The sequence below is a fragment of the Gardnerella sp. DNF01180P genome (assembly GCF_049244205.1).
Lineage (GTDB): Bacteria > Actinomycetota > Actinomycetes > Actinomycetales > Bifidobacteriaceae > Bifidobacterium > Bifidobacterium swidsinskii.
Map to the genome: position 1 here is coordinate 1401775 of NZ_CP058386.1, position 19725 is coordinate 1421499.

General features: G+C 46.9%; 17 protein-coding genes and 1 tRNA gene. 3 read left to right on the forward strand and 15 right to left on the reverse strand.

Annotation, left to right across the window (positions count from 1 at the left end; translation table 11 throughout):
* Positions 1–57 precede the first annotated feature (57 nt).
* Positions 58–1755, reverse strand: a complete 1698-nt coding sequence (gene lysS / locus HXT40_RS05625; protein ID WP_421777213.1) for a lysine--tRNA ligase — start codon at positions 1753–1755, stop codon at positions 58–60.
* Between the two features lie 238 nt (positions 1756–1993).
* On the opposite strand from lysS, the gene HXT40_RS05630 reads away from it, so the two are divergent.
* From HXT40_RS05630 to HXT40_RS05640, 3 genes are all read left to right on the forward strand, one after another.
* A tRNA-Pro gene (locus HXT40_RS05630) sits at positions 1994–2067 on the forward strand.
* Positions 2068–2288: 221 nt separating this feature from the next.
* The gene (locus tag HXT40_RS05635) at positions 2289–4313 is read left to right on the forward strand and encodes a DUF4037 domain-containing protein (RefSeq protein WP_421777214.1); all 2025 of its coding nucleotides are present in this window, start codon (positions 2289–2291) and stop codon (positions 4311–4313) included.
* On the forward strand, positions 4313–4990 hold the full coding sequence (locus HXT40_RS05640; RefSeq protein WP_421777215.1) for a DUF4125 family protein: 678 nt from the start codon (positions 4313–4315) through the stop codon (positions 4988–4990). Before HXT40_RS05635 ends, HXT40_RS05640 begins: the two co-directional genes overlap by 1 nt.
* On the opposite strand, the gene HXT40_RS05645 is transcribed toward HXT40_RS05640, so the two are convergent.
* From HXT40_RS05645 to ruvX, 14 genes are all read right to left on the reverse strand, one after another.
* Positions 4987–5631 (reverse strand): alpha/beta hydrolase, encoded by a 645-nt coding sequence (locus HXT40_RS05645; protein ID WP_421777216.1) that lies wholly within the window; start codon positions 5629–5631, stop codon positions 4987–4989. The two genes, HXT40_RS05640 and HXT40_RS05645, sit on opposite strands and share 4 nt — an antisense overlap.
* Before the next feature lie 71 nt (positions 5632–5702).
* Complete coding sequence (locus HXT40_RS05650; protein WP_421777217.1) at positions 5703–6176, reverse strand: metal-sulfur cluster assembly factor; 474 nt, start codon at positions 6174–6176, stop codon at positions 5703–5705.
* Between the two features lie 32 nt (positions 6177–6208).
* Positions 6209–6853: a Fe-S cluster assembly sulfur transfer protein SufU gene (gene sufU, locus HXT40_RS05655; RefSeq protein WP_421777218.1), complete on the reverse strand. Its 645-nt coding sequence runs from the start codon at positions 6851–6853 to the stop codon at positions 6209–6211.
* Positions 6854–6939: 86 nt separating this feature from the next.
* Positions 6940–8271, reverse strand: a complete 1332-nt coding sequence (locus HXT40_RS05660) for a SufS family cysteine desulfurase (RefSeq protein WP_421777343.1) — start codon at positions 8269–8271, stop codon at positions 6940–6942.
* Between the two features lie 69 nt (positions 8272–8340).
* Positions 8341–9117 carry a Fe-S cluster assembly ATPase SufC gene (gene sufC, locus HXT40_RS05665; protein WP_004110671.1) on the reverse strand — a complete coding sequence of 259 codons (777 nt, stop codon included), beginning with the start codon at positions 9115–9117 and terminating at the stop codon, positions 8341–8343.
* Positions 9118–9126: 9 nt separating this feature from the next.
* Positions 9127–10374, reverse strand: coding sequence for a Fe-S cluster assembly protein SufD (sufD, locus tag HXT40_RS05670; protein WP_174182647.1), 1248 nt, complete (start codon positions 10372–10374; stop codon positions 9127–9129).
* Entirely contained in the window at positions 10374–11912 is a 1539-nt protein-coding gene (gene sufB, locus HXT40_RS05675) for a Fe-S cluster assembly protein SufB (RefSeq protein ID WP_049762345.1), read from the reverse strand. The genes sufD and sufB overlap by 1 nt, the downstream gene beginning before the upstream one ends.
* A gap of 343 nt (positions 11913–12255) precedes the next feature.
* Complete coding sequence (locus tag HXT40_RS05680; protein WP_285089454.1) at positions 12256–13938, reverse strand: CTP synthase; 1683 nt, start codon at positions 13936–13938, stop codon at positions 12256–12258.
* Between the two features lie 62 nt (positions 13939–14000).
* The gene (gene aroQ / locus HXT40_RS05685; RefSeq protein ID WP_421777219.1) at positions 14001–14456 is read right to left on the reverse strand and encodes a type II 3-dehydroquinate dehydratase; all 456 of its coding nucleotides are present in this window, start codon (positions 14454–14456) and stop codon (positions 14001–14003) included.
* A 19-nt stretch (positions 14457–14475) separates the two neighbouring features.
* Positions 14476–16158, reverse strand: coding sequence for a bifunctional shikimate kinase/3-dehydroquinate synthase (locus HXT40_RS05690; protein ID WP_421777220.1), 1683 nt, complete (start codon positions 16156–16158; stop codon positions 14476–14478).
* Entirely contained in the window at positions 16155–17342 is a 1188-nt protein-coding gene (gene aroC, locus HXT40_RS05695; RefSeq protein ID WP_174182650.1) for a chorismate synthase, read from the reverse strand. The genes HXT40_RS05690 and aroC overlap by 4 nt, the downstream gene beginning before the upstream one ends.
* A 49-nt stretch (positions 17343–17391) precedes the next feature.
* Positions 17392–17898, reverse strand: coding sequence for a peptidase A24 (locus HXT40_RS05700; protein WP_162861118.1), 507 nt, complete (start codon positions 17896–17898; stop codon positions 17392–17394).
* A gap of 82 nt (positions 17899–17980) precedes the next feature.
* On the reverse strand, positions 17981–19171 hold the full coding sequence (gene mltG / locus HXT40_RS05705) for an endolytic transglycosylase MltG (RefSeq protein ID WP_415693568.1): 1191 nt from the start codon (positions 19169–19171) through the stop codon (positions 17981–17983).
* A 45-nt stretch (positions 19172–19216) separates the two neighbouring features.
* Positions 19217–19675, reverse strand: a complete 459-nt coding sequence (ruvX, locus tag HXT40_RS05710) for a Holliday junction resolvase RuvX (RefSeq protein ID WP_076003136.1) — start codon at positions 19673–19675, stop codon at positions 19217–19219.
* Positions 19676–19725 lie beyond the last annotated feature (50 nt).

The following is a 19725-nucleotide window of genomic DNA, read 5'->3' on the forward strand; positions in this document are numbered from 1 at the left end:
ACGACTTTTAAGATTAATTCAACTGATTATAACTAATACAACTAGCGATAATCACAACTAGCGAAGAGGCTTCACGAGTGGGAAGGTAATCGTCTCGCGAATAGTTGCGCCCGTAAGAGCGATCAGCAAGCGATCAATACCCATTCCCATGCCGCCAGCAGGAGGCATACCGACGCCGAGAGCCTCAATGAAGTCCTCGTCAATATCCATTGCCTCAACGTCTCCAGCCAAAGCATCCTTAGCTTGAGCAACAAAACGCTCGCGCTGCACAACAGGATCGTTAAGCTCGGAGTAGCCGGTTGCAAGCTCAAATCCACGCACATACAAATCCCACTTTTCAACCATTCCTGGCTTTGTGCGGTGACCCTTAACAAGAGGGCTGGTCTCCACTGGGAAGTCGCGCACAAACGTTGGCTCGTAAAGCTTATCCTCGTAGAAGTGCTCCCACAAGTGCTCAACCAACTTGCCGTGATTTTCCACGTCATCGCGCTCAACGCCAAGCTTGTCTGCAATCGCACCCAAATGCTCAACAGAAGTTTCCGGAGTAATCTCCTCGCCCAAAGCCTCAGAAAGCGAGCCGTACATGGTAATCTGCTTCCATTCGCCACCAAAATCGTATTCTTCGCCGTTGAGCAAAGTCACCTTAGTAGATCCGAATGCGTCTAGTGCAGCCTTCTGAATCAGCTCTTTAGTAAGAGCAGCAATCGTATCGTAAGTGCCGTAAGCCTGGTAAGCCTCAAGCATCGTAAACTCTGGAGCGTGAGTTGCGTCCACGCCTTCGTTTCTAAAATCGCGGTTGATTTCAAACACGCGCTCAATGCCACCAACCAAGCAGCGCTTCAAGAAAAGCTCCGGAGCAATGCGCAAATAAAGATCAATGTCGAAAGCGTTCATGTGAGTTGTGAATGGACGAGCAGCAGCACCGCCGTGAACCGTTTGCAACATTGGAGTTTCGACTTCCAAGAAGTCATGACTGTCGAAAGTACGGCGAAGAGAAGCCACAGCGCGCGAACGCCTGCGAACCATATCGCGAATCTTCTCGTCCGCAATCATGCCAATATAAGGCTTGCGCGTACGAGTGTCGTCGCTTAATTCCTTATGCAAAGCCGGAAGCGGCTGCAAAGCCTTAGCCGCAATCGCCCACTCGGTTGCAAATACAGAAAGCTCGCCAGTCTTAGAAGAAATCACGCGACCACGAACGTACAAGTGGTCACCCAAATCCACCATCTGCTTAAAACTTTTAATGGACTCCTCACCAATTTCCTTCTTGGAAACCATCGCCTGAATCGTAGTACCGTCACCGGCAGAAAGCTTAACAAAGCACAAGCCGCCAGCGTTACGCAAGAAAAGCACGCGACCTGCAATACCAACCTCGGTATCGGTTTCTTCGCCAGCGTCAAGCTTGCCATCGAAATCAGCACGCACCTTTTCGATTGTGTCAGTAACGTTAAGATGCACAGGATAAGGCTGCACACCCTCCTTAAGCATCATTGCACGCTTAGCAACGCGCATCTGTACCTGCTCAGGATGAGCTTGTGGCCCAAATTCTTTATTGCTTGGGTCGATTGCTTCATCCAAGGTTGCGCCTTCGTTTACGCGCTTGGCGATTGCCTCGTCTTGAGCGAGTAACATTTCGGCATGTTCAACAGTGTCAATTTCATTGACGGTATCTGTTGCTTCGTTTTCTGCTGCATTTTTAGCGGCAGATTCTGCGGCACTTTGCGCGGCAGACATTGCAGTATTGGTGTCAGTCATAAACGCTAATTGTAGCCAGTAGGTAATACAGGTTTTATACGCGACTTGCAGTGATAATTTGCGATATGTTTACAAAGAAATTCCGCAGCCTGTAGCAATATGCTTACGCGGGACTTACTTTGCGTGACTTGCTTTGCGCGACTTGCACACGCTTTACAATAATTTGTATTAGCCAACCTGTAACATTACGGACGTTGTTGGAACTTTTATGCGCATATGCTTTCGCTAGTTTCAGCATCGGGCTGTAGCGCAGTTTGGTAGCGCGCTTCGTTCGGGACGAAGAGGCCGCGGGTTCAAATCCCGCCAGCCCGACTTTTGATTTCTAGAATCACCCTCCACCCACGCACACGCAATTCCGACATTTCCTATACGCGGCTGTAAAATTTCTGCCGAATTAAGGCGCGTAGGCGATATTTCCTTTACACGTGCGTAAAGTTTCTGCCGCAATTTGGCGTGAAAGCGGCAGTTTCTTTACATGGCTGTAAAATTGAAGTCGATTGATTGTGAACAAGCGCAATAGCAAGGGGGCTTTGATGGAGGACGCTGCGCAATTTTATAACGAGCTTGACGAAATGTTCGCGAATCACGCGAGCGCAGACGCGATTGAAACGTATCTTTTGCGAAAACTTACCGAAGCCAATCCCCTGCAACTGTCTATTCTCAACGAACTCATGGGCTTTTACCGTTCGCGCGGAGAGCACACAAAAAATCAGCCAATCATCAATCGCGCTCTAAATCTTGCAAACAAAATGCAGCTAGCTGGCACGGAAGCTGGCACAACTACGCTAATTAACGCCGCCACAAGCCTTCGCGCGGCAGGCAGCTACGATCGCGCCGAAAAAATTTACACTCAAGCTCTTAACGAATCCACCGAAACGCTCGGCACTAAAAACCGCAAGCTTGCCGCGCTTCACAACAATCTTTCGATGCTTTACAGCGAAACCGGTCGCACGCATGATGCAATTGAGGAGCTTAATCAGGCGCTTGAAATTTTGCAAAATACGAGCACGGATCCTGAGCGCGACATCGATATTGCCGCCACGCACACGAATCTTGCGCTTGCGATGCTGCAGGAGTGTACGAAGGAGCATACGAAGGAGTGCTCGAAGGAGTGCTCGCATCCCAACACCAGCACAAACAGCAAATCCGCAACTCTTGAATCCGCTTTTGAACACGCTTCGACCAGCGTTCGCATGTATATTGTGGGGAATAACGAAAATCAGCCGCACTACGCTTCTGCATTGGCAGGTTTTGCGCAAGTACAGTGCGCGCGCGGCGAGTACGCTCAAGCGGAGGAGAGTTACAGTAAGGCACTTGATTTGATTGCGAGATGCTACGGAAAAGATAGCGAATCTTACGCGATTACGGCAGAAAATTTGCGGCAGACGCGCGAGTTGGCAGAAAAAGTTACGAAAATATCCGAAAAAGTATCTGCAAAATTATCTACAAAAATTCAAGAATCATCAAGCCAACAAACAGAAAACCAACACGCAGCAACCCAGAACGAAGCAAACCATAACATAAAAACCGGCATGCAATTAGCGCAATCATATTGGCAAACTTACGGAAAAGCCCTACTAGCCGATCCAAAATTTGCAAAATACAAAAATCGAATTGCAGCCGGATTAGTTGGTCACGGATCGGAATGTTACGGTTTTGACGACGAGATTTCGCGAGACCACGATTTTGGACCAGGATTCTGCTTATGGCTTACCGACAAAGATTACGCGGAAATCGGCGCGGATTTGCAGACTGCTTACGACGCACTTCCGCGAAAATACGCCGGTTTTGGCTCTCGCAACGAAACACCGCGAGCAAAATCATGCGAAAGCAGCAAGCGAGTCGGAGTGTTCAGCATAAGCGAATTTTTTGAAAATATAACCGGCTTCCCCACTGCTCCAAGCCAAAACGAGCCGCACTTATGGCTATCGCTAAGCGAGTCAACGCTTGCAGCAGCGACGAATGGCAAAATTTTCGCGGACCCTCTTGGAGAGTTCTCAAAGGCGCACCAAAGTTTCAAACTCATACCGGACGACGTGCGAATCTCACTAATCTCGCGCAGACTTGGCATGATTTCACAAGCCGGCCAATACAATTTCCCACGCATGATTGCGCGCAAAGACGCATCCGCAGCATGGCTTTCTATCAACGAATTCGTGCGCGCAACTGCTTCCCTCGTTTTTCTGCTCAACAATCCCGTAACCGCAGGCTACTTGCCTTACTACAAGTGGCAGTTTGCGGCATTGCGCAAGCTCAGCAATCGCATGGCTTCTAGGCTTCCGGAAGTGTGCGGAAAACTTGAGTCAGTAATGCGACTTTCTTCCGTTGCTTGCTTTGGCGGCGACGGCTCCGGCGGCGACGGTTTTGGCGAAGGCGGCAAAGGAGCGGGAATTGCGCAAAAGCAAGTTACGCAAATAATTGACAATATTTGCGAAGATATTGTGCGAGAGTTGCAATACGAGGGCTTAAGCGATTGCGGCGAAACTTTTTTGGAATGGCAGCGGCCGTACGTTGAAGCGCATATTAATTCGCGCGCTGCGTGCTTAAGGAGCTTATGATGTGCGATTTATTAGCAAATACGGAAGTGCAAAATCAGAAAGCGCAAAATCAGAAATCAGAAAAACTTGCGGAAGAAATCACCAAACTCGAGTGGGATCAGTTCCAGCTTACAGAAAACGAAGGCGGACGCGCGAATTGCCAAGGAAACTGGCCAACTTTTCACATTATGCGCATGAGTCAGTTTTTGGCGTGGCCGCTTGATTTGCAGGAGTCTTATAAACAGGATCTTGAGCGCGTGAATAGCGATGGACGCAATTTGATTACGGAAAAGTATGCGCGAATGATGGAATCGACTGCGCCGGAAATTTTTGAGCGCACGATTAAGCCTTATATTAAGCCGATTTTGGAGCCTAGAAAAAGCGCGCAGGAGCAGATTATTTTAACTCAAGTTGAGTGGGCTGCAGATTTTCGCAATCGCTACCCGCATTTAGGTCTTGCGATGCGCGTGCTTAAAACTAGCGAAGATACGGCAGAGAATACGTCTTTTGAAACGTATTTGCGAGGCGAATTAAGCACGTATTCTGACGCAACTTTCGCTAAATACCAGCGTTTTGTACATAACTTGCGTGCGGAAAATCTCAATCTTACGCAAATGATTATTGCGAATACCGTGCACATGTATGGCTACGATTCGCTCGAAGCGGCCGAGCGCGCGCAGATTAGAAATGCAGCTTAAGAATAAAGCAGCGACACTGCAGAAGCTGCGCGAGAGTCACTTTCAAGAAAAAGCGCGGAAGCAGCGGAAAGACCGGTTTGTTGCAAAAACGTGCGGTAAAGCATTACGTCAGGTTTGCGCAAATGCGTTTCGTAAGATGCACAAACGCCGTTAAGCTCGCTGAGTATTGGGCAAGTTTTGCGCGCGAAGTTTAACCAATCGCAAGAAGCGTTACCAAGTGCCCACACGCGCACTCCGCTCGCAATCAACTCACGCGCCACAGCCGAAGCATCCGCGCGCTCGCCAGCAAAACCGAGCTCGAAACGCTCAAAATACAAGCGATATAGCCACGTAACTGCCGGACCGTGATGCTCATCAAACGAATCCAACGCGCGACTCCGACTCCACCCAGCCTCGCGCAATGACTCGTGAAACTCAAATCCCCACTCAGGCTCGAAACTAAAGAGCACTTCCCCAATAAAATCCGGATAATCTGCATCCAGAGTGCGGCGCGCATCCCAATCCACAAGCAATTGCAAGTCGAAAACAACGTCAGTTATTCTGCACAAAGCATACTCGCGGATACTATTTTCGCGCACATCACTTATTTCGCGAATATCACAGATACCGCTTGCACTAACTGCCTTTATTTCAGCGCCCATAATTCCCACTTGTGCAATACGTTGCTCTCAAAACAAAACAGCAAAACAGAAACAACACACAAACCAAATACTCACACAGTTGGCGGAATACCAGTACTCATTGACGCATCGCCAACTACGCCAGAACCGTACATTCCTGCAGCAAAATTCGCTTGCAAACTGTTGAGATTGTAGCCAAGCGCCTCAAGCTGCGCGCGACCGTCCTCATTAATGTTTTCAACGCTCCAACGCGGCTTCCACGTCCAATCAATACGAAACTCTTCCACCAAGCCTGCGAGCGCATTCGCACACTCATCCTCAATCAATTCAGTTAACGGACATGCAGGCGTAGTAAGCGTCATAGTAATAATTGCGCGCCCAAGCTCATCAATTTCAATACCATAAACCAAGCCTAAATCAACCACGTCAATGCCAAGCTCAGGATCCACAACATCGTGTAAAGCGTCTAAAATATCATCTTCTGTAACTCGGCCAATGTCATTCGCGCTTAAATTCGCAGGATGCGTTTCATACATCACCTCAGATGCCGATTGATTTTCTGCCATAATATTCCTTGCTTTTACGTTACATAAAGATTTTATAGTTCTTTCATAGCCTTTGCAATGCTGTCTTTTAAGCCTTCCCACGCCAAAAGCGCGCACTTAATTCGCATTGGGTAGCGCGATACGCCTTGCAAAACCATTGCATCTTCCAGCGCATCTTCGTCCTCTTCGCTTTGCAAACCTTCTCCGCGAGATTCCATAAGTTTGTGGAAAAGCGCGTCTAATTGTAAGGCTTCGTCAACTGATTTTCCTTCGACTAGATCAACCATCATTGAAAGGCTTGCTTGCGAAATCGAGCAGCCGTGACCATCCCACTTAATACTTGATACTATTGGTGTTTCGTCATTATTTGCGCTGCGCGAAAGCTCCACGCGCATGGTAACTTCGTCGCCGCAAGTTGGATTGAATTGGTGCGATTGACCTAAAGCAGAGTTTTCATCAGATGCAACAGCGCAACTTTCGTGAGTATTATTTAGGGTGATTTCGGCAGATTTTGTATTTTTTGCAGATTCAGTAGATTCTTGAGTTTCTTCCTGCAATTCCGCTTGTGCAAGCGCGTCCGTAGTTTCGAAATGAGTTTTGCCATGCGGATTTCGCGCAGCATCCAAAATTACTTCTTGGTACATGCTTTCTAAGCCGTCACCAGCCGCATCACCTGTACCAAAACCCATATCAAACATACGCTCTCCTTACCTACTCGCTAATTCGCTAACTCGCCAATTCGCTTTGCTAACACGCTAACTCTCCAACTCGCTCGCTAACAATATTATGCGCCAAAGTAGGCGCGAACGTGTGAGACTGCTTCAACAAACGCGCGAGCCTCGTCAACTGTGTTGTAAACGCCAACAGAAGCGCGATTCGAAGCATACACGCCAAAATGACGGTGAATCGGCTGAGCACAATGGTGTCCGACGCGAATCGCAATGCCCTGCGCGTCCAAAAACTGTCCAACATCGTGCGGATGCACACCTTCAACTTCAAAAGCAACCGTGCCAATTCGATTCTCTAAATCAGCCGGCCCCAAAATGCGAACTCCCGGAACGTCTTGCAATTTTAGCAATTCTGCAGCAATTTCCCGCTCATGCTCTGCAACTTTATTCATGCCCACCGCGCGCAACCAATCCGCTGCAACGCCAGCCGCAACCATTTGCGCAACCGGCTGAGTTCCAGCCTCAAAACGGTAAGGCGCATCCATGTATTGCGCCGGCTTGTTAAGCCACGCAAGCTCTACCATTGAGCCGCCAAAATTGGCAGGTGGAAGCGCGTTCAAAAGCTCGCGGCGACCATACAAGAATCCAACTCCTGTAGGACCATACATTTTATGCGCACTAAATGCCGCAAAATCAACGTTTAAAGTGTGAAAATCAACCGGAATATGAGGCACTGACTGGCATGCGTCGAGCACAAAAATCGCACCAACTTCGTGAGCGCGCTTGCAAATCGACGAAACATCCGTAATCGCGCCAGTAACGTTGCTAATATGCGTAACTGCAACGATTTTCGTGCGCTCGTCAATAATTGTTCGCAAATAATCCGCGTCCGTGCGCACGCGGCCGTCCTCTGTTACGTCAATCCAACGAAGCTCCGCTCCAGTGCGAAGAGCCAGCTCTTGAAATGGTAGCAAAACAGAGTGATGATCTGCGCGAGATACGACTATTACATCGCCTTCTCGAAGCACAAAATTTTGGCGGAAATCAGCAGAATCATCGCTGTCTTTTTTGCAAATTCTCGCCTTCGCACTAGCGTTACCGATAGCAGTTGCGAGAAGATTAAGCGCGCCGGTCGCGCCCGGAGTAACAATAATTTCCTCGCTGCCAGCGTCTGCGCACGCTCCAACAAGCCGCGCAACTTTCGCACGCGCTTGTTCAAACGCAACCGTCGAAAGTGCCGCCAACTCGTGTGCTCCCCTGTGCACACCAGCGTTAATTGTTTCGTAAAACTCTTTTTCGGCGTCGATTACAACTTGCGGCTTTTGCGAAGTTGCTGCAGAATCCAAGTAAATCAAGGGTTTTCCGTGCACAGTGTCGTAAAGCGAAGTGCCGTGAACCGTGCGACTTAAAATCGGAAACTGCGAGCGCAAATCGCTAAATTCTCGCATAATATTTTCTTCAGTCACTGTAGTCATATTCTAAGCCGTTAGTTAAAACTTTTATTTTATAAACCGCGCTTAAGCCAGCGCCGACTCTGTTGCACCTTCCGGCAAATACTTGTCGTAGCCTTCTTCTTCCAGCTCGTCCGCAAGTTCCGGTCCTGCCGTCTTTACAAAGTGACCTTGCGCAAAAACGTGCACAATATCCGGCTTAATATACTTGAGGATTCGCGTGTAATGCGTGACCATCATAATGCCCAAACCGGTGTTCTCTTTGGCGCGATTCACGCCTTCAGACACAATTCGAAGCGCGTCAACGTCTAGACCAGAATCAGTTTCATCCAAAATTGCAAACTTTGGTTTCAAAAGCTCTAATTGCAAAACTTCCGCACGCTTCTTTTCGCCGCCGGAGAAGCCTTCGTTTACAGAACGCGACGCAAATTTTGGATCCATTCGAAGCTTTTTCATAGCCTCGCTAAGTTCTTTCACCCAGCTTCTTAAAGATGGAGCTTTGCCTTCGACTTCAGTTTTTGCAGTACGAAGGAAGTTCGTCATAGATACGCCCGGTACCTCTACTGGATATTGCATTGCGAGGAATAATCCAGCTTTTGCGCGCTCATCAGGAGTCATTTTCAAAATATCTTCGCCGTCGAGAAGAACTTGACCCGAATCGACTTCATACTTTGGGTGTCCTGCCAAAGTGTAGGCAAGAGTAGACTTTCCAGATCCGTTAGGACCCATGATTGCGTGAGTTTCGCCAGAATTAACTGTAAGATTTACGCCTTTTAAGATTTGCTTGCGACCTTCTTTTGTTTCTACAGAAGCGTACAAATCCTTAATTTCCAAAGTTGACATGTTTTTCTCCTATTCTTCCGTTCTTGCAAGACGGCGCTCAATCGCCTTCATTAAGTGATCAACAATTTCCGGAACGCCAATTTCTTCAATAAGCTCGTTAAAGAATCCACGCACAACAAGCTTTCTGGCTTCAACCTCACTAACTCCGCGAGACTGCAGGTAGAAAAGCTCTTCGTCGTCAAATCGTCCAACTGAACTTGCATGACCCGCGCCAATAATATTGCCGTTTTCAATTTCCAAATTTGGCTCAGAATCGGCGATTGCGCCAGGAGTGAGCACCAAATTACGGTTCAACTCGTACGAATCTGTGCCAGGAGCTTCCGGCTTAATAAGCGCGTTTCCAACCCAAGTTGAATGCGCTCCCTTCCCTTCCAAGGCACCCTTGTACACTACTCTGGACTTGCATTCCGGATAATTGTGCACAACCATCGTGCGGTGCTCAACATGCTCGCCTGGATCCACAAAATACATGCCGAGCATGTTCAAATCACCCTGTTCGCCGCCAAAATCCTGATCCATGCGAATGCGCACAACATCTCCGCCAAGAGTGACCATCGTGTGGCGAAGCGAAGCTCCCTCACCAACGTGAATACGCTGATTTCCAACGTGTTTACTGCCCGAATCCCACTCTTGAATAAAGGTAGTAGAAACGTGCGCGTGCTTTCCGAGGATGATTTCCACACCTTCAGCAAGTTTTGCGCAGCCGGTATGTTCGATAATAATGTCAGCATTCGAGCGAGAATCCGCTTCGATTACTAAGTGCAATGCGTCAAGCGTATTAACATTATCACCCTGAATTTTCAGTACGATTGGCTTTTTGATTTCGCCAGATACGTGAAGCACGTATGCAGATTTCGCTGTATTCCACGCGACTGCAGCTACGCGATCAGACGGCTTCATATCGGTATGAGGAGCCTCGTTTTTCGGCTTTACTTGCAAACTTACGGAACCGTCGCTACCAACGTAAGAATCATCCAATGCAGCTCCACCAACGCCTTCAAGAGTTACTTGAATACTATTAGATGATTCAAAACGCTCGAAAAACTCGGAAATTCGCTCAACTGGAGTATATCGCCAATCTTCCTGCTTTCTAGTTGGAATCGCAAAATCTTCCACATTAAACGAGCGCACGGATTTATCTGCGCTAGAAGGCATTGCTGCAGGAACCGCATACGGATCATTAGGGTCTGCTATAGGAATATTAATTTCTTTTTCCGTCATTTTATTGCCTAAATTCTCTTTTAAATCTTCGCTCATCAGCCCACGGATCCTTCCATTTGCAACTCAACTAAGCGATTCAACTCAAGCGCGTACTCCATTGGCAGCTCGCGGCTAATCGGCTCCACGAAGCCGCGAACAATCATGCCCATAGCCTCTTTTTCTTCAAGCCCTCGACTCATCAAATAGAAAAGTTGATCCTCCGAAACCTTGGAAACAGTGGCCTCGTGAGCCATTGAAACGTCATCTTCGCGCACGTCAACATGCGGATAAGTATCGGACCTGGAAAAATCGTCAACAAGCAAAGCATCGCACACAACAGACGAACTAGAGCCCTTCGCACCCTTAATAATCTTCACAAGACCGCGGTAAGCTGAACGTCCGCCGCCGCGCGAAATCGACTTAGCAACAATCGTAGAACTCGTGTGAGGAGCTAAATGAATCATCTTCGCACCAGTATCTTGATATTGTCCGCGGCCAGCAAAGCTCAAAGACATAGTCTCTGCTTTTGCGTAAGGCTCGGCAAGAATACAAGCAGGATACTTCATAGTAGCTTTGGAGCCGATGTTTCCGTCAACCCACTCCATTGTGCCGCCCTCGCGCACGTAAGCTCGCTGAGTTACCAAGTTATACACGTTATTTGACCAGTTTTGCACTGTTGTGTAACGCACACGCGCATGCTTTTCCACAACAATTTCAACGTTTGCAGCGTGAAGCGAATCCGTGGAATAAATTGGAGCCGTGCAACCTTCAACGTAATGCACATAAGAGCCTTCGTCCGCAATAATAAGCGTTCGCTCAAACTGACCCATGTTCGGCGTATTAATTCTAAAGTAAGCTTGAAGCGGAATATCCACGTGCACGCCTTTTGGAACATACACGAACGAGCCGCCACTCCAAGCCGCGGTGTTAAGAGCTGCAAACTTGTTGTCGTCAACAGGGATCACGGTTGCGAAATACTTTTTTACAAGCTCCGGATACTTTTGCACTGCCGTATCCGTGTCAACAAAAATCACGCCTTGAGCTGCCAAGTCTTCGCGAATCGAATTGTAAATAACTTCCGACTCGTACTGTGCTGCAACGCCTGAAACTAAGCGCTTTTTCTCCGCTTCCGGAATGCCTAAGCGATCGTAAGTTTTGCGAATATCTTCCGGCAAATCGTCCCAAGTTTTTGCTTGATCGTGAACCGGGCGCACGTAGTATTTAAAATCGTCAGCGTCAAAACCGCTTAAATCCACGCCCCAATCCGGCATTGGCTTTTGCAAAAACGCGCGGTAGCCTTGCAAGCGAAGATCTAGCATCCACTCCGGCTCGTTTTTATCGGCAGAAATTGCGCGAACAACCGACTCGTCAATACCTTTTTTTGCAGCCTCGCCTGCAGCGTCCGAATCGTGCCAGCCGTAATTGTAATCACCAAATTCAGCAACAATTTGCTCGTCTTGGCGGATTTTCTCTTCGTTTACGCGAGCGCGATCTGCCACATACTGGCTCATTTCAACGTCTGCAGCTTTATTTTTTGCTAGATTACCATCGCTTGCTGCAACGCTTGTATCGCCAGTAACGCCAGTATCATTCATATTGCCAGTATCGTTCATAAAGCCTGTAACACCTCCATACTTAACGCACACCTGCGCGCGGTACGTATCAATTGGCAAAAGCTGCTCCCCAAGCGCTACTTTTGCACTCTCCCCACTCAATTATCACCTATCTAAGGTTACCTCGTAATGCGATTTCTTGGTATAGCCGTGTTACGCGCAAAACGTAATGTTTATCACAATCTAATAAAACAAAAACGGCAGAAACTTTACGCGCGTGTAAAGAAAAGATCGGTTGCGAATGAAAAAGCGGCAAAACTTAGGAAAACCCAGTCTTACCGCTTATTTCTATTTACTTAATTCTTACTTAATTCTTACTTAAGCCTTACTTATCAGCTTTACTACTAGCAACAGCTTCCTGATGTTCCAGTGCTGCCGCAACCAATCCAGCAAACAGTGGATGAGGCTTAGTTGGACGAGACTTAAACTCTGGATGAGCTTGAGTTGCTACGTAGAATGGGTGAACTTCCTTTGGAAGCTCCACAAACTCAGTCAAGTTACCATCTGGGCTTTGGCCGCTAATACGCAAGCCAGCTTCGCGCAAACGATCCTTATATGCCACGTTCACTTCGTAACGGTGACGGTGACGCTCAGTAACATGCGTAGTGCCGTAAAGCTCAGCAACAATAGAGCCTTCTTCAAGCGTTGCAGGGTAAGAGCCAAGTCGCATTGTGTGACCCATATCTCCCTTACCAGCCACGATATCCTTCTGCTCTTCCATAGTCGCAATTACTGGATCGCCACAATCCTTCTCGAACTCAGTGGAATTAGCATCCTCAAGCCCAAGCACGTGACGAGCGTACTCAATAACCATAGATTGCAAGCCAAGGCAAAGACCAAGCGTTGGCAAACCATGCTCGCGAGCGTAACGAAGTGCGCCAATCTTACCTTCAATACCGCGAATGCCGAAGCCGCCTGGAATAACCATGCCGTCCATTTGGTCAAGAGCCGCAGCTGCACCTTCTTGAGTTTCGCACTTGTCGGCAGCAACCCAGCGCACGTTAACTTTAGCCCAGTTTGCAAAACCGCCAGCTTTAATAGCCTCGGTAACAGAAAGGTAAGCATCCGGCAAATCAATATACTTTCCAACGATTGCAATGTTTAGCTCATGCTTTGGATGATGCACGCGCTCAAGCAAATCTTCCCACTCGTTCCAATCAACATCGTGGAATGGAAGCTCAAGCTCGCGAACAACGTAAGCGTCCAAGCCCTCGTTGAACAAAATCTTCGGCACATCGTAAATGCTTGGAGCGTCAACGCAGTTCACAACGCCTTCAGCATCGACATCGCACATAAGCGAAATCTTGTCTTTAATAGCCTGATTAAGCGGACGATCGGAGCGCAAAACAAGCGCGTCTGGAGAAATACCAAGCTGACGCAGCATCATCACAGAATGCTGAGTTGGCTTAGTCTTCAACTCGTGCGCTGCAGCAATATAAGGTACCAAAGAAACGTGCACAAACATGCAGTTTTCAGGACCTAAATCGCGACGAACTTCGCGAGCAGCCTCCAAGAATGGCTGGGATTCAATATCGCCAACTGTGCCGCCGATTTCCGTAATAATCACGTCTACATCGTCGGAAGCTTGCGCGCGCATACGCGACTTAATCTCGCCAGTAATATGCGGAATAACTTGCACGCACTGACCCAAATATTCGCCAGCGCGCTCCTTACGAAGCACAGATTGATAAATCTGACCTGTAGTTACATTCGCTTTCTGGCTTAAGAAAACATCGAGGAATCGCTCGTAATGACCAATATCGAGATCTGTTTCTGCACCATCTTCCGTAACATAGACTTCGCCATGCTGGAATGGGTTCATTGTACCCGGGTCAACATTGATATAAGGGTCGAGTTTTTGTTGTAATACATGCAATCCGCGACTGCGTAAAAGTCGGCCTAAAGATGATGCTGTAAGGCCTTTTCCGAGGGACGAAACTACGCCACCAGTGACAAAAATATGCTTTGTAATATGCTCCTGAGAGTTACCATGTTGTCTTCTAACCATGGAACTCCATGGTATCTTCGAGCCTCGACGCTGGGTGTTGATTCGCAAAAAATCGAACAAAATCAAACAAGATGCGCAACGGCTTCTAAAGCGAGCTTATAGCCGTACAATCCCATGCCTGTAATAGTGCCGGTTGCAACAGGACTAATTATGCTAATTTTACGAAAAGCATCGCGCGCAGCAGGATTAGAAATATGCACTTCCATGAGCGGAACTCCAGCATCCAAAACCATGTGAGCAGCGTCCGCGAGCGCGTAACTGTAGTGTGTAAAAGCGGCAGGATTCATAACAACAGGCGTATGAGTATCGGCAGCTTCGTGCATCCAGTGAACCATTTGAGCTTCGTCGTCACTTTGGCGCACTTCTACTTCAAACCCAAGTTCCGCACCCCACTTTTCGCATTTCTCGCGTAAAGTTTCAAAGTTCTCACTACCGTACACGTCCGGCTGACGCACACCTAAACGACCTAAATTCGGTCCGTTTACAACAAGCACTTTTTTTGTATGCTGATTTTCCATTTTTACCTCGCAAGATTAATTATTTTTGCTTATAAACGCACTCAAAAGCTTCACGAACAGCTTCAATAGGCGGATTGTCTAAATGCATAGGATTAGAAATACCATCCAAAATTACGAAACGTAGCATGTTACCGCGCGCTTTTTTGTCGCGATGCATAAGGTTAAGCACGCACTCAAAAGCAGCATCCGCATCTTTTGCACACTGCCACGAAGTTGGCAATCCAAGCGAATCCAAAAGCGAACGATGATACGCAACGTCTCCCGCATCCAAATATCCTAAAATTTGCGCAAGCTCCGCCGCAAAAACCATACCAACAGCTACAGCGTTTCCATGACGCCAGCGGAAATGCTCAATCTGCTCAATCGAGTGGCCAAGCGTATGCCCGTAGTTCAAAAACTCGCGCAAACCCTGCTCTTTTAAATCGCTCGATACGTGATACGCCTTTACTTTAACTGTGCGTTCAATAAGCTCCACGAGCAGTTCATGAAGTTCGTTATTATTTTCTAAATCATCCCCATTAAATTCACGCAAAAGCCTTGCGTTATTGGCATCGCTAAGAATCTTCAAAATTTCGCCATCGCGAATAAAACCAGATTTTGCAACCTCGCCCAAGCCTTCAATAAGAATATCGTTTGGAAGAGTTGCAAGCGTAGAAGTATCTGCTAAAACGCCAGCTGGAGTGTAAAAGCTGCCGACTAGATTCTTTCCAGCATCCGTATTAATACCAGTTTTACCGCCCGTAGACGCGTCAACCATCGCAAGAAGCGAAGTAGGGCAGTTTACATAGCGAATTCCACGCATCCAAGTTGCAGCAACAAAGCCAGCGACATCCGTTGCTGCTCCTCCGCCTAAACCAACAATTGCATCCGAACGAGTAAAACCAGCTTCTGCCAGGTTAGCCCACAATCCACTTGCAACTTTAATAGTTTTTCCAGCTTCTGCATCCGGAATTAACATGTCGAAAACTTCGTAACCAGATTGGCGCAAAATAGTTCGAGCTTTGTCGCTATGACGCTGAACAGGTTGCGTGTGAACTAACGCCACTTTAACTGGCTTAGTTCCAAGCATTTGCGGCAGAAGTTGCATTGCACCGTCACCAATTCGCACATCGTATGGTTCAATTCCTTCACCTGTTACGTGCACAATACGTTGCATAATCATGCTCCTTAATTTTTCTGCAGCCATATACGGAGTCGAACCTTTTGTTTGCATGTGGATATTCGATACCGCTCTAAAAACAGGGTCTCTCTGCTCAAATAATTCCATCCAACGCTTTTGCGCATCTTCTCCAGAAAACATAGGACGATTATTATTCCAGCTTGCGCGCTCAATAGCCTCTTTAGCATTGGCTTGCAAATACACAACGCGACCGCCACTACGCATATACTCACGCAAAACTTTTTGAGTTTCTTCACGCATAGGCGCACCGCCACCAAGCGAAACTATTCCCTTTGTAGAATCTTCTATAGGTGTATCTCCCAAAATTGCCTCTCGCACTATGCGAGCTTCTATTTTACGAAAAGCATCCTGGCCATATTCCTCGAAATATTGCGGTATTGACATATCAATATCGCACTCGATCATGTCATCTGTATCATAAAAGGGCAGATTCATAAGATGCGCAACTTCGCGGCCAACGCGCGTTTTTCCAGCAGCAGGCATGCCAATAATAACAGCTAGCGGAAGTTTAGTGTTGCTCATTTCATATTCTCCGGCCAGGAAGCTACGTAAGACTCCACATTTCGGCGCGTTTCTTGCAAAGAATCTCCGCCGAATTTTTCCAAAGCATACTTTGCTAAAGTAAGCCTTACCATCGCTTCTGCAACTACAGAAGCAGCTGGCACAGCAGTGAAATCGGAGCGCTGATTAATAGCTTGAGCAGCTTCGCCAGTAAGCACATCCACTGTGTGCAAAGCGCGTGGAATAGACGGAATTGGCTTCATCGCAGCGCGCACGCGAATAATTTCGCCGTTCGACATTCCGCCTTCAATTCCTCCAGCTCGATTAGTAAGACGCTTAATTTTCCCGTTTTCGTCTGTTACCATTTCGTCGTGCGCGGCCGATCCGGGGCGATCTGCTTCTGCAAAACCGTCGCCAATTTCCACGCCTTTAATAGCCTGAATTCCCATAATCGCGCTCGCGAGAGCCGCATCCAAGCGACGATCCGACTCAACGTATGTACCAACTCCTGCAGGCATGCCATAAGCAAGCACTTCCACTACTCCACCGAGCGTATCTGCATTTGCTTTTGCTTCGTCGATGCGAGCCATCATTCGCGCTTGCGCATCTTTGTCGAGAGTACGAACTGGAGAAGCATCCAAAGCAGCAACATCATCTGGTGTTGGTAAAGCTAAACTTTTGTTAGTGTATTCGCCGCCGATGCCGATAACATGCGCAACAGTGCGCACACCCAAAGCCTGCTGTAAAAACGCATCAGCAATAGCACCCAAAGCAACGCGCGAAGCCGTTTCCCTAGCGCTCGAACGCTCTAAAACTTCGCGAGCATCATTAAAACCATACTTGCGCATACCAGTTAAATCCGCATGCCCTGGACGAGGGCGGCTCAAAGGAGCATTTCTGCCAACTTGCTCAACCTCGTGATCCAAAGGATCTGCACTCATTACTTCGGTCCACTTTGGCCACTCTGTATTCGCGATTTCTACAGCAATCGGAGAACCAAGCGTTACTCCGTGACGAACTCCAGTTAAAAGACGCACTTTGTCTTGCTCAAACTTCATACGCGCGCCACGACCATAACCAAGGCGACGGCGAGCAAGTGCAGAAACTACATCATTGCTAGTAATGTGCACGCCAGCCGGCAAACCTTCAATCATGGCTACTAATGCTTCACCGTGCGACTCCCCTGCCGTTTGCCATCTAAGCATGCCATTTCTCCATTCTCAAGTAATTTACGCGTCTAAATACTTTACTCTACTAACTACCAAGTATTGAGCAGGTTGTTATTGACAGCAATGCTGCGAGTATTGCAGATATTGCTTCTACTGGTACGAATGGTATTGATACGTTAGTTGGCGAACAGATTTTGCAGTAAATTTTCCATAGCAAAAGCCAAAGTAAGCCAACTGCTCCAATTAAAGCGAACCAATAAATTAAGCAGTCAAAGCCGAATAATATCAAGGCTTGCGCAATCATCGACGCGCTCGTAACATCTCCGAAACCAATAGCATTTTTTGCGGAAATTTTTCGCATACCCCAGTAAATTACAAAAATAATTACGCAAGAAATCCAGCCGAAAATAAGCACGCTAATATTTCTAAATAAAATAATCGAATATATGAGATTCGCAAAAGATTGAAAAATTCCTGCAATAACAACCCAAAGTCTTGGCACTACGCGACTTTTTATGTCAGTTGCGCAAACTGAAATTAAACATGTGAGCGTTGGCAGCACCGATAGTATCGTAATAATTAATTGCTTCATTAAAGCAGATTACGAAAACTTGCGAAACTGTTACAACCTCAAAACATATATGTGGTTAAAAGCTATATTTTTATTTAACAGTTTAGTTGCCTTCGGGATTGTTGCGCTTGTACTCGTCGCGGAACTTCAAAAAGTCGTCTTTATTATCCGCAAACTTCGTTTCGCCAGTTTTCAAATTCGTGGTGACAAAGTAAAGCCACGGACCGTCTTGAGGCTTAATAGTGGCAAGAAGAGCGTTGTCTCCAGCAATACCAATAGGCGTAGGAGTCAAACCCTTGTGAATGCGAGTATTGTAAGGATTATTTGGATTATCTAGCATTGATTGTGTAAGCTTTATAGGTTTTACTCCTGCGCCGTAACCAACAGTAGAATCCATTCCTAACGACATATCTTTTGCCAAACGGTTCAGTATTACGCGAATAACTTTGCCATAATATTCGCGATTATTCACTTCAGCTTCGGCAATAGACGCCATAATTAAGGCTTTTTCTCTATCTTTACCTTTAGGAATTCCAAGAGAATCAAGTTTTTCAATACGCTTTTTTACCATTGCGGAAAGAATAGCATCCGCACTTTTCATAGCTTTTACGTTATAAACTCCAGGCTCTAGCCAGCCTTCAACGCTACCGTTTGCTTCAGCAGGCAGAATTCCTGCGGTGCCATCAGCTAACGCAGCCTTGAATTTATCTAAACTTATTCCAGATAATGTTGAAGCTTTTTGCAAAACGTCTGCTGCGTGATCCCCTGCACGAACTTCAAGGAATCCGCCTGCTTTTGTTTGATCTGAAAGAATATCAACTACATCAATAGCAGCCATATGTTTTTTCAGTGAGTAAACGCCAGGATACAAAATTTTATTATTTGCAGAAACAGCTGAAGTAAAAGCTGATTGAGATTTAACAACATTTGCCTTAACTAATTTGTTGGCAACGCTAATAGCACCCTCGCCGGTGTCAATAGTAAACTCAACCGTTCCAAAGCCTGGGCCTGGCCAATCTGCAACAGACTCGCTATTTTGAGATAATTTCCACGCGCGAACCGCACTGTATCCAAAATATCCAACAACAGCTAATACGAATACGAGCAGAATAGATAAAACGACTTTTGCTCTACGCCTGCGTTTTTTTGCTTCAAGACGAGCTTTAGCACGTTTTCTGAAGCTAACAGTCGAAGACTTGTATTTAGAAGAATTAGATGATTCTGACGACGGCTCGCCATCATGCTCAGTCCACTTTGCATGTTTGTCAAAAAATTCATCAAAATTGTCAGACACGCTATTCTCCTCTTCGCTATTTCTGCTTTTACTCGATTTTCAAAACTACTCTGCATTATTTGCGTCAAGCGCAGACTGCAAAATCAACACTGCCGACTGCTGATCTACCATTGGACGATGCTTTTTAGTAGAAAGATCCGCTTGCAAAAGCTGACGATGAGCACTTACTGTTGTCAAACGCTCATCTTTCCAAACTACTTCTGGCATATAATCCAACGCCCAATCTTTTTCGTCATGCAATATTTGCATGCGTTTTATTAGATTCTTCCCCCAGCGCAGAGCTTTTTTAGCAGATTTTCCTTCAGTGCCATCGAGTTGCAAAGGCAAGCCTATAACAACTTTTTCCACATTGTTATCTTCAATAACTTCAAGCACTTCATCTATAGCACGGAAGGAATCTCCAAACACTTGCACATTACCAATAGGATGTGCAAAGGTGAGACCAGGGTCGGAAAGTGCAAGTCCGACCCTTGCGTCACCTAAATCAATACCTAACCACACCATATTTCGTGTTGCTTTTGGTATAGATTCGTAAATTTTTTTAAGCTGTAAGA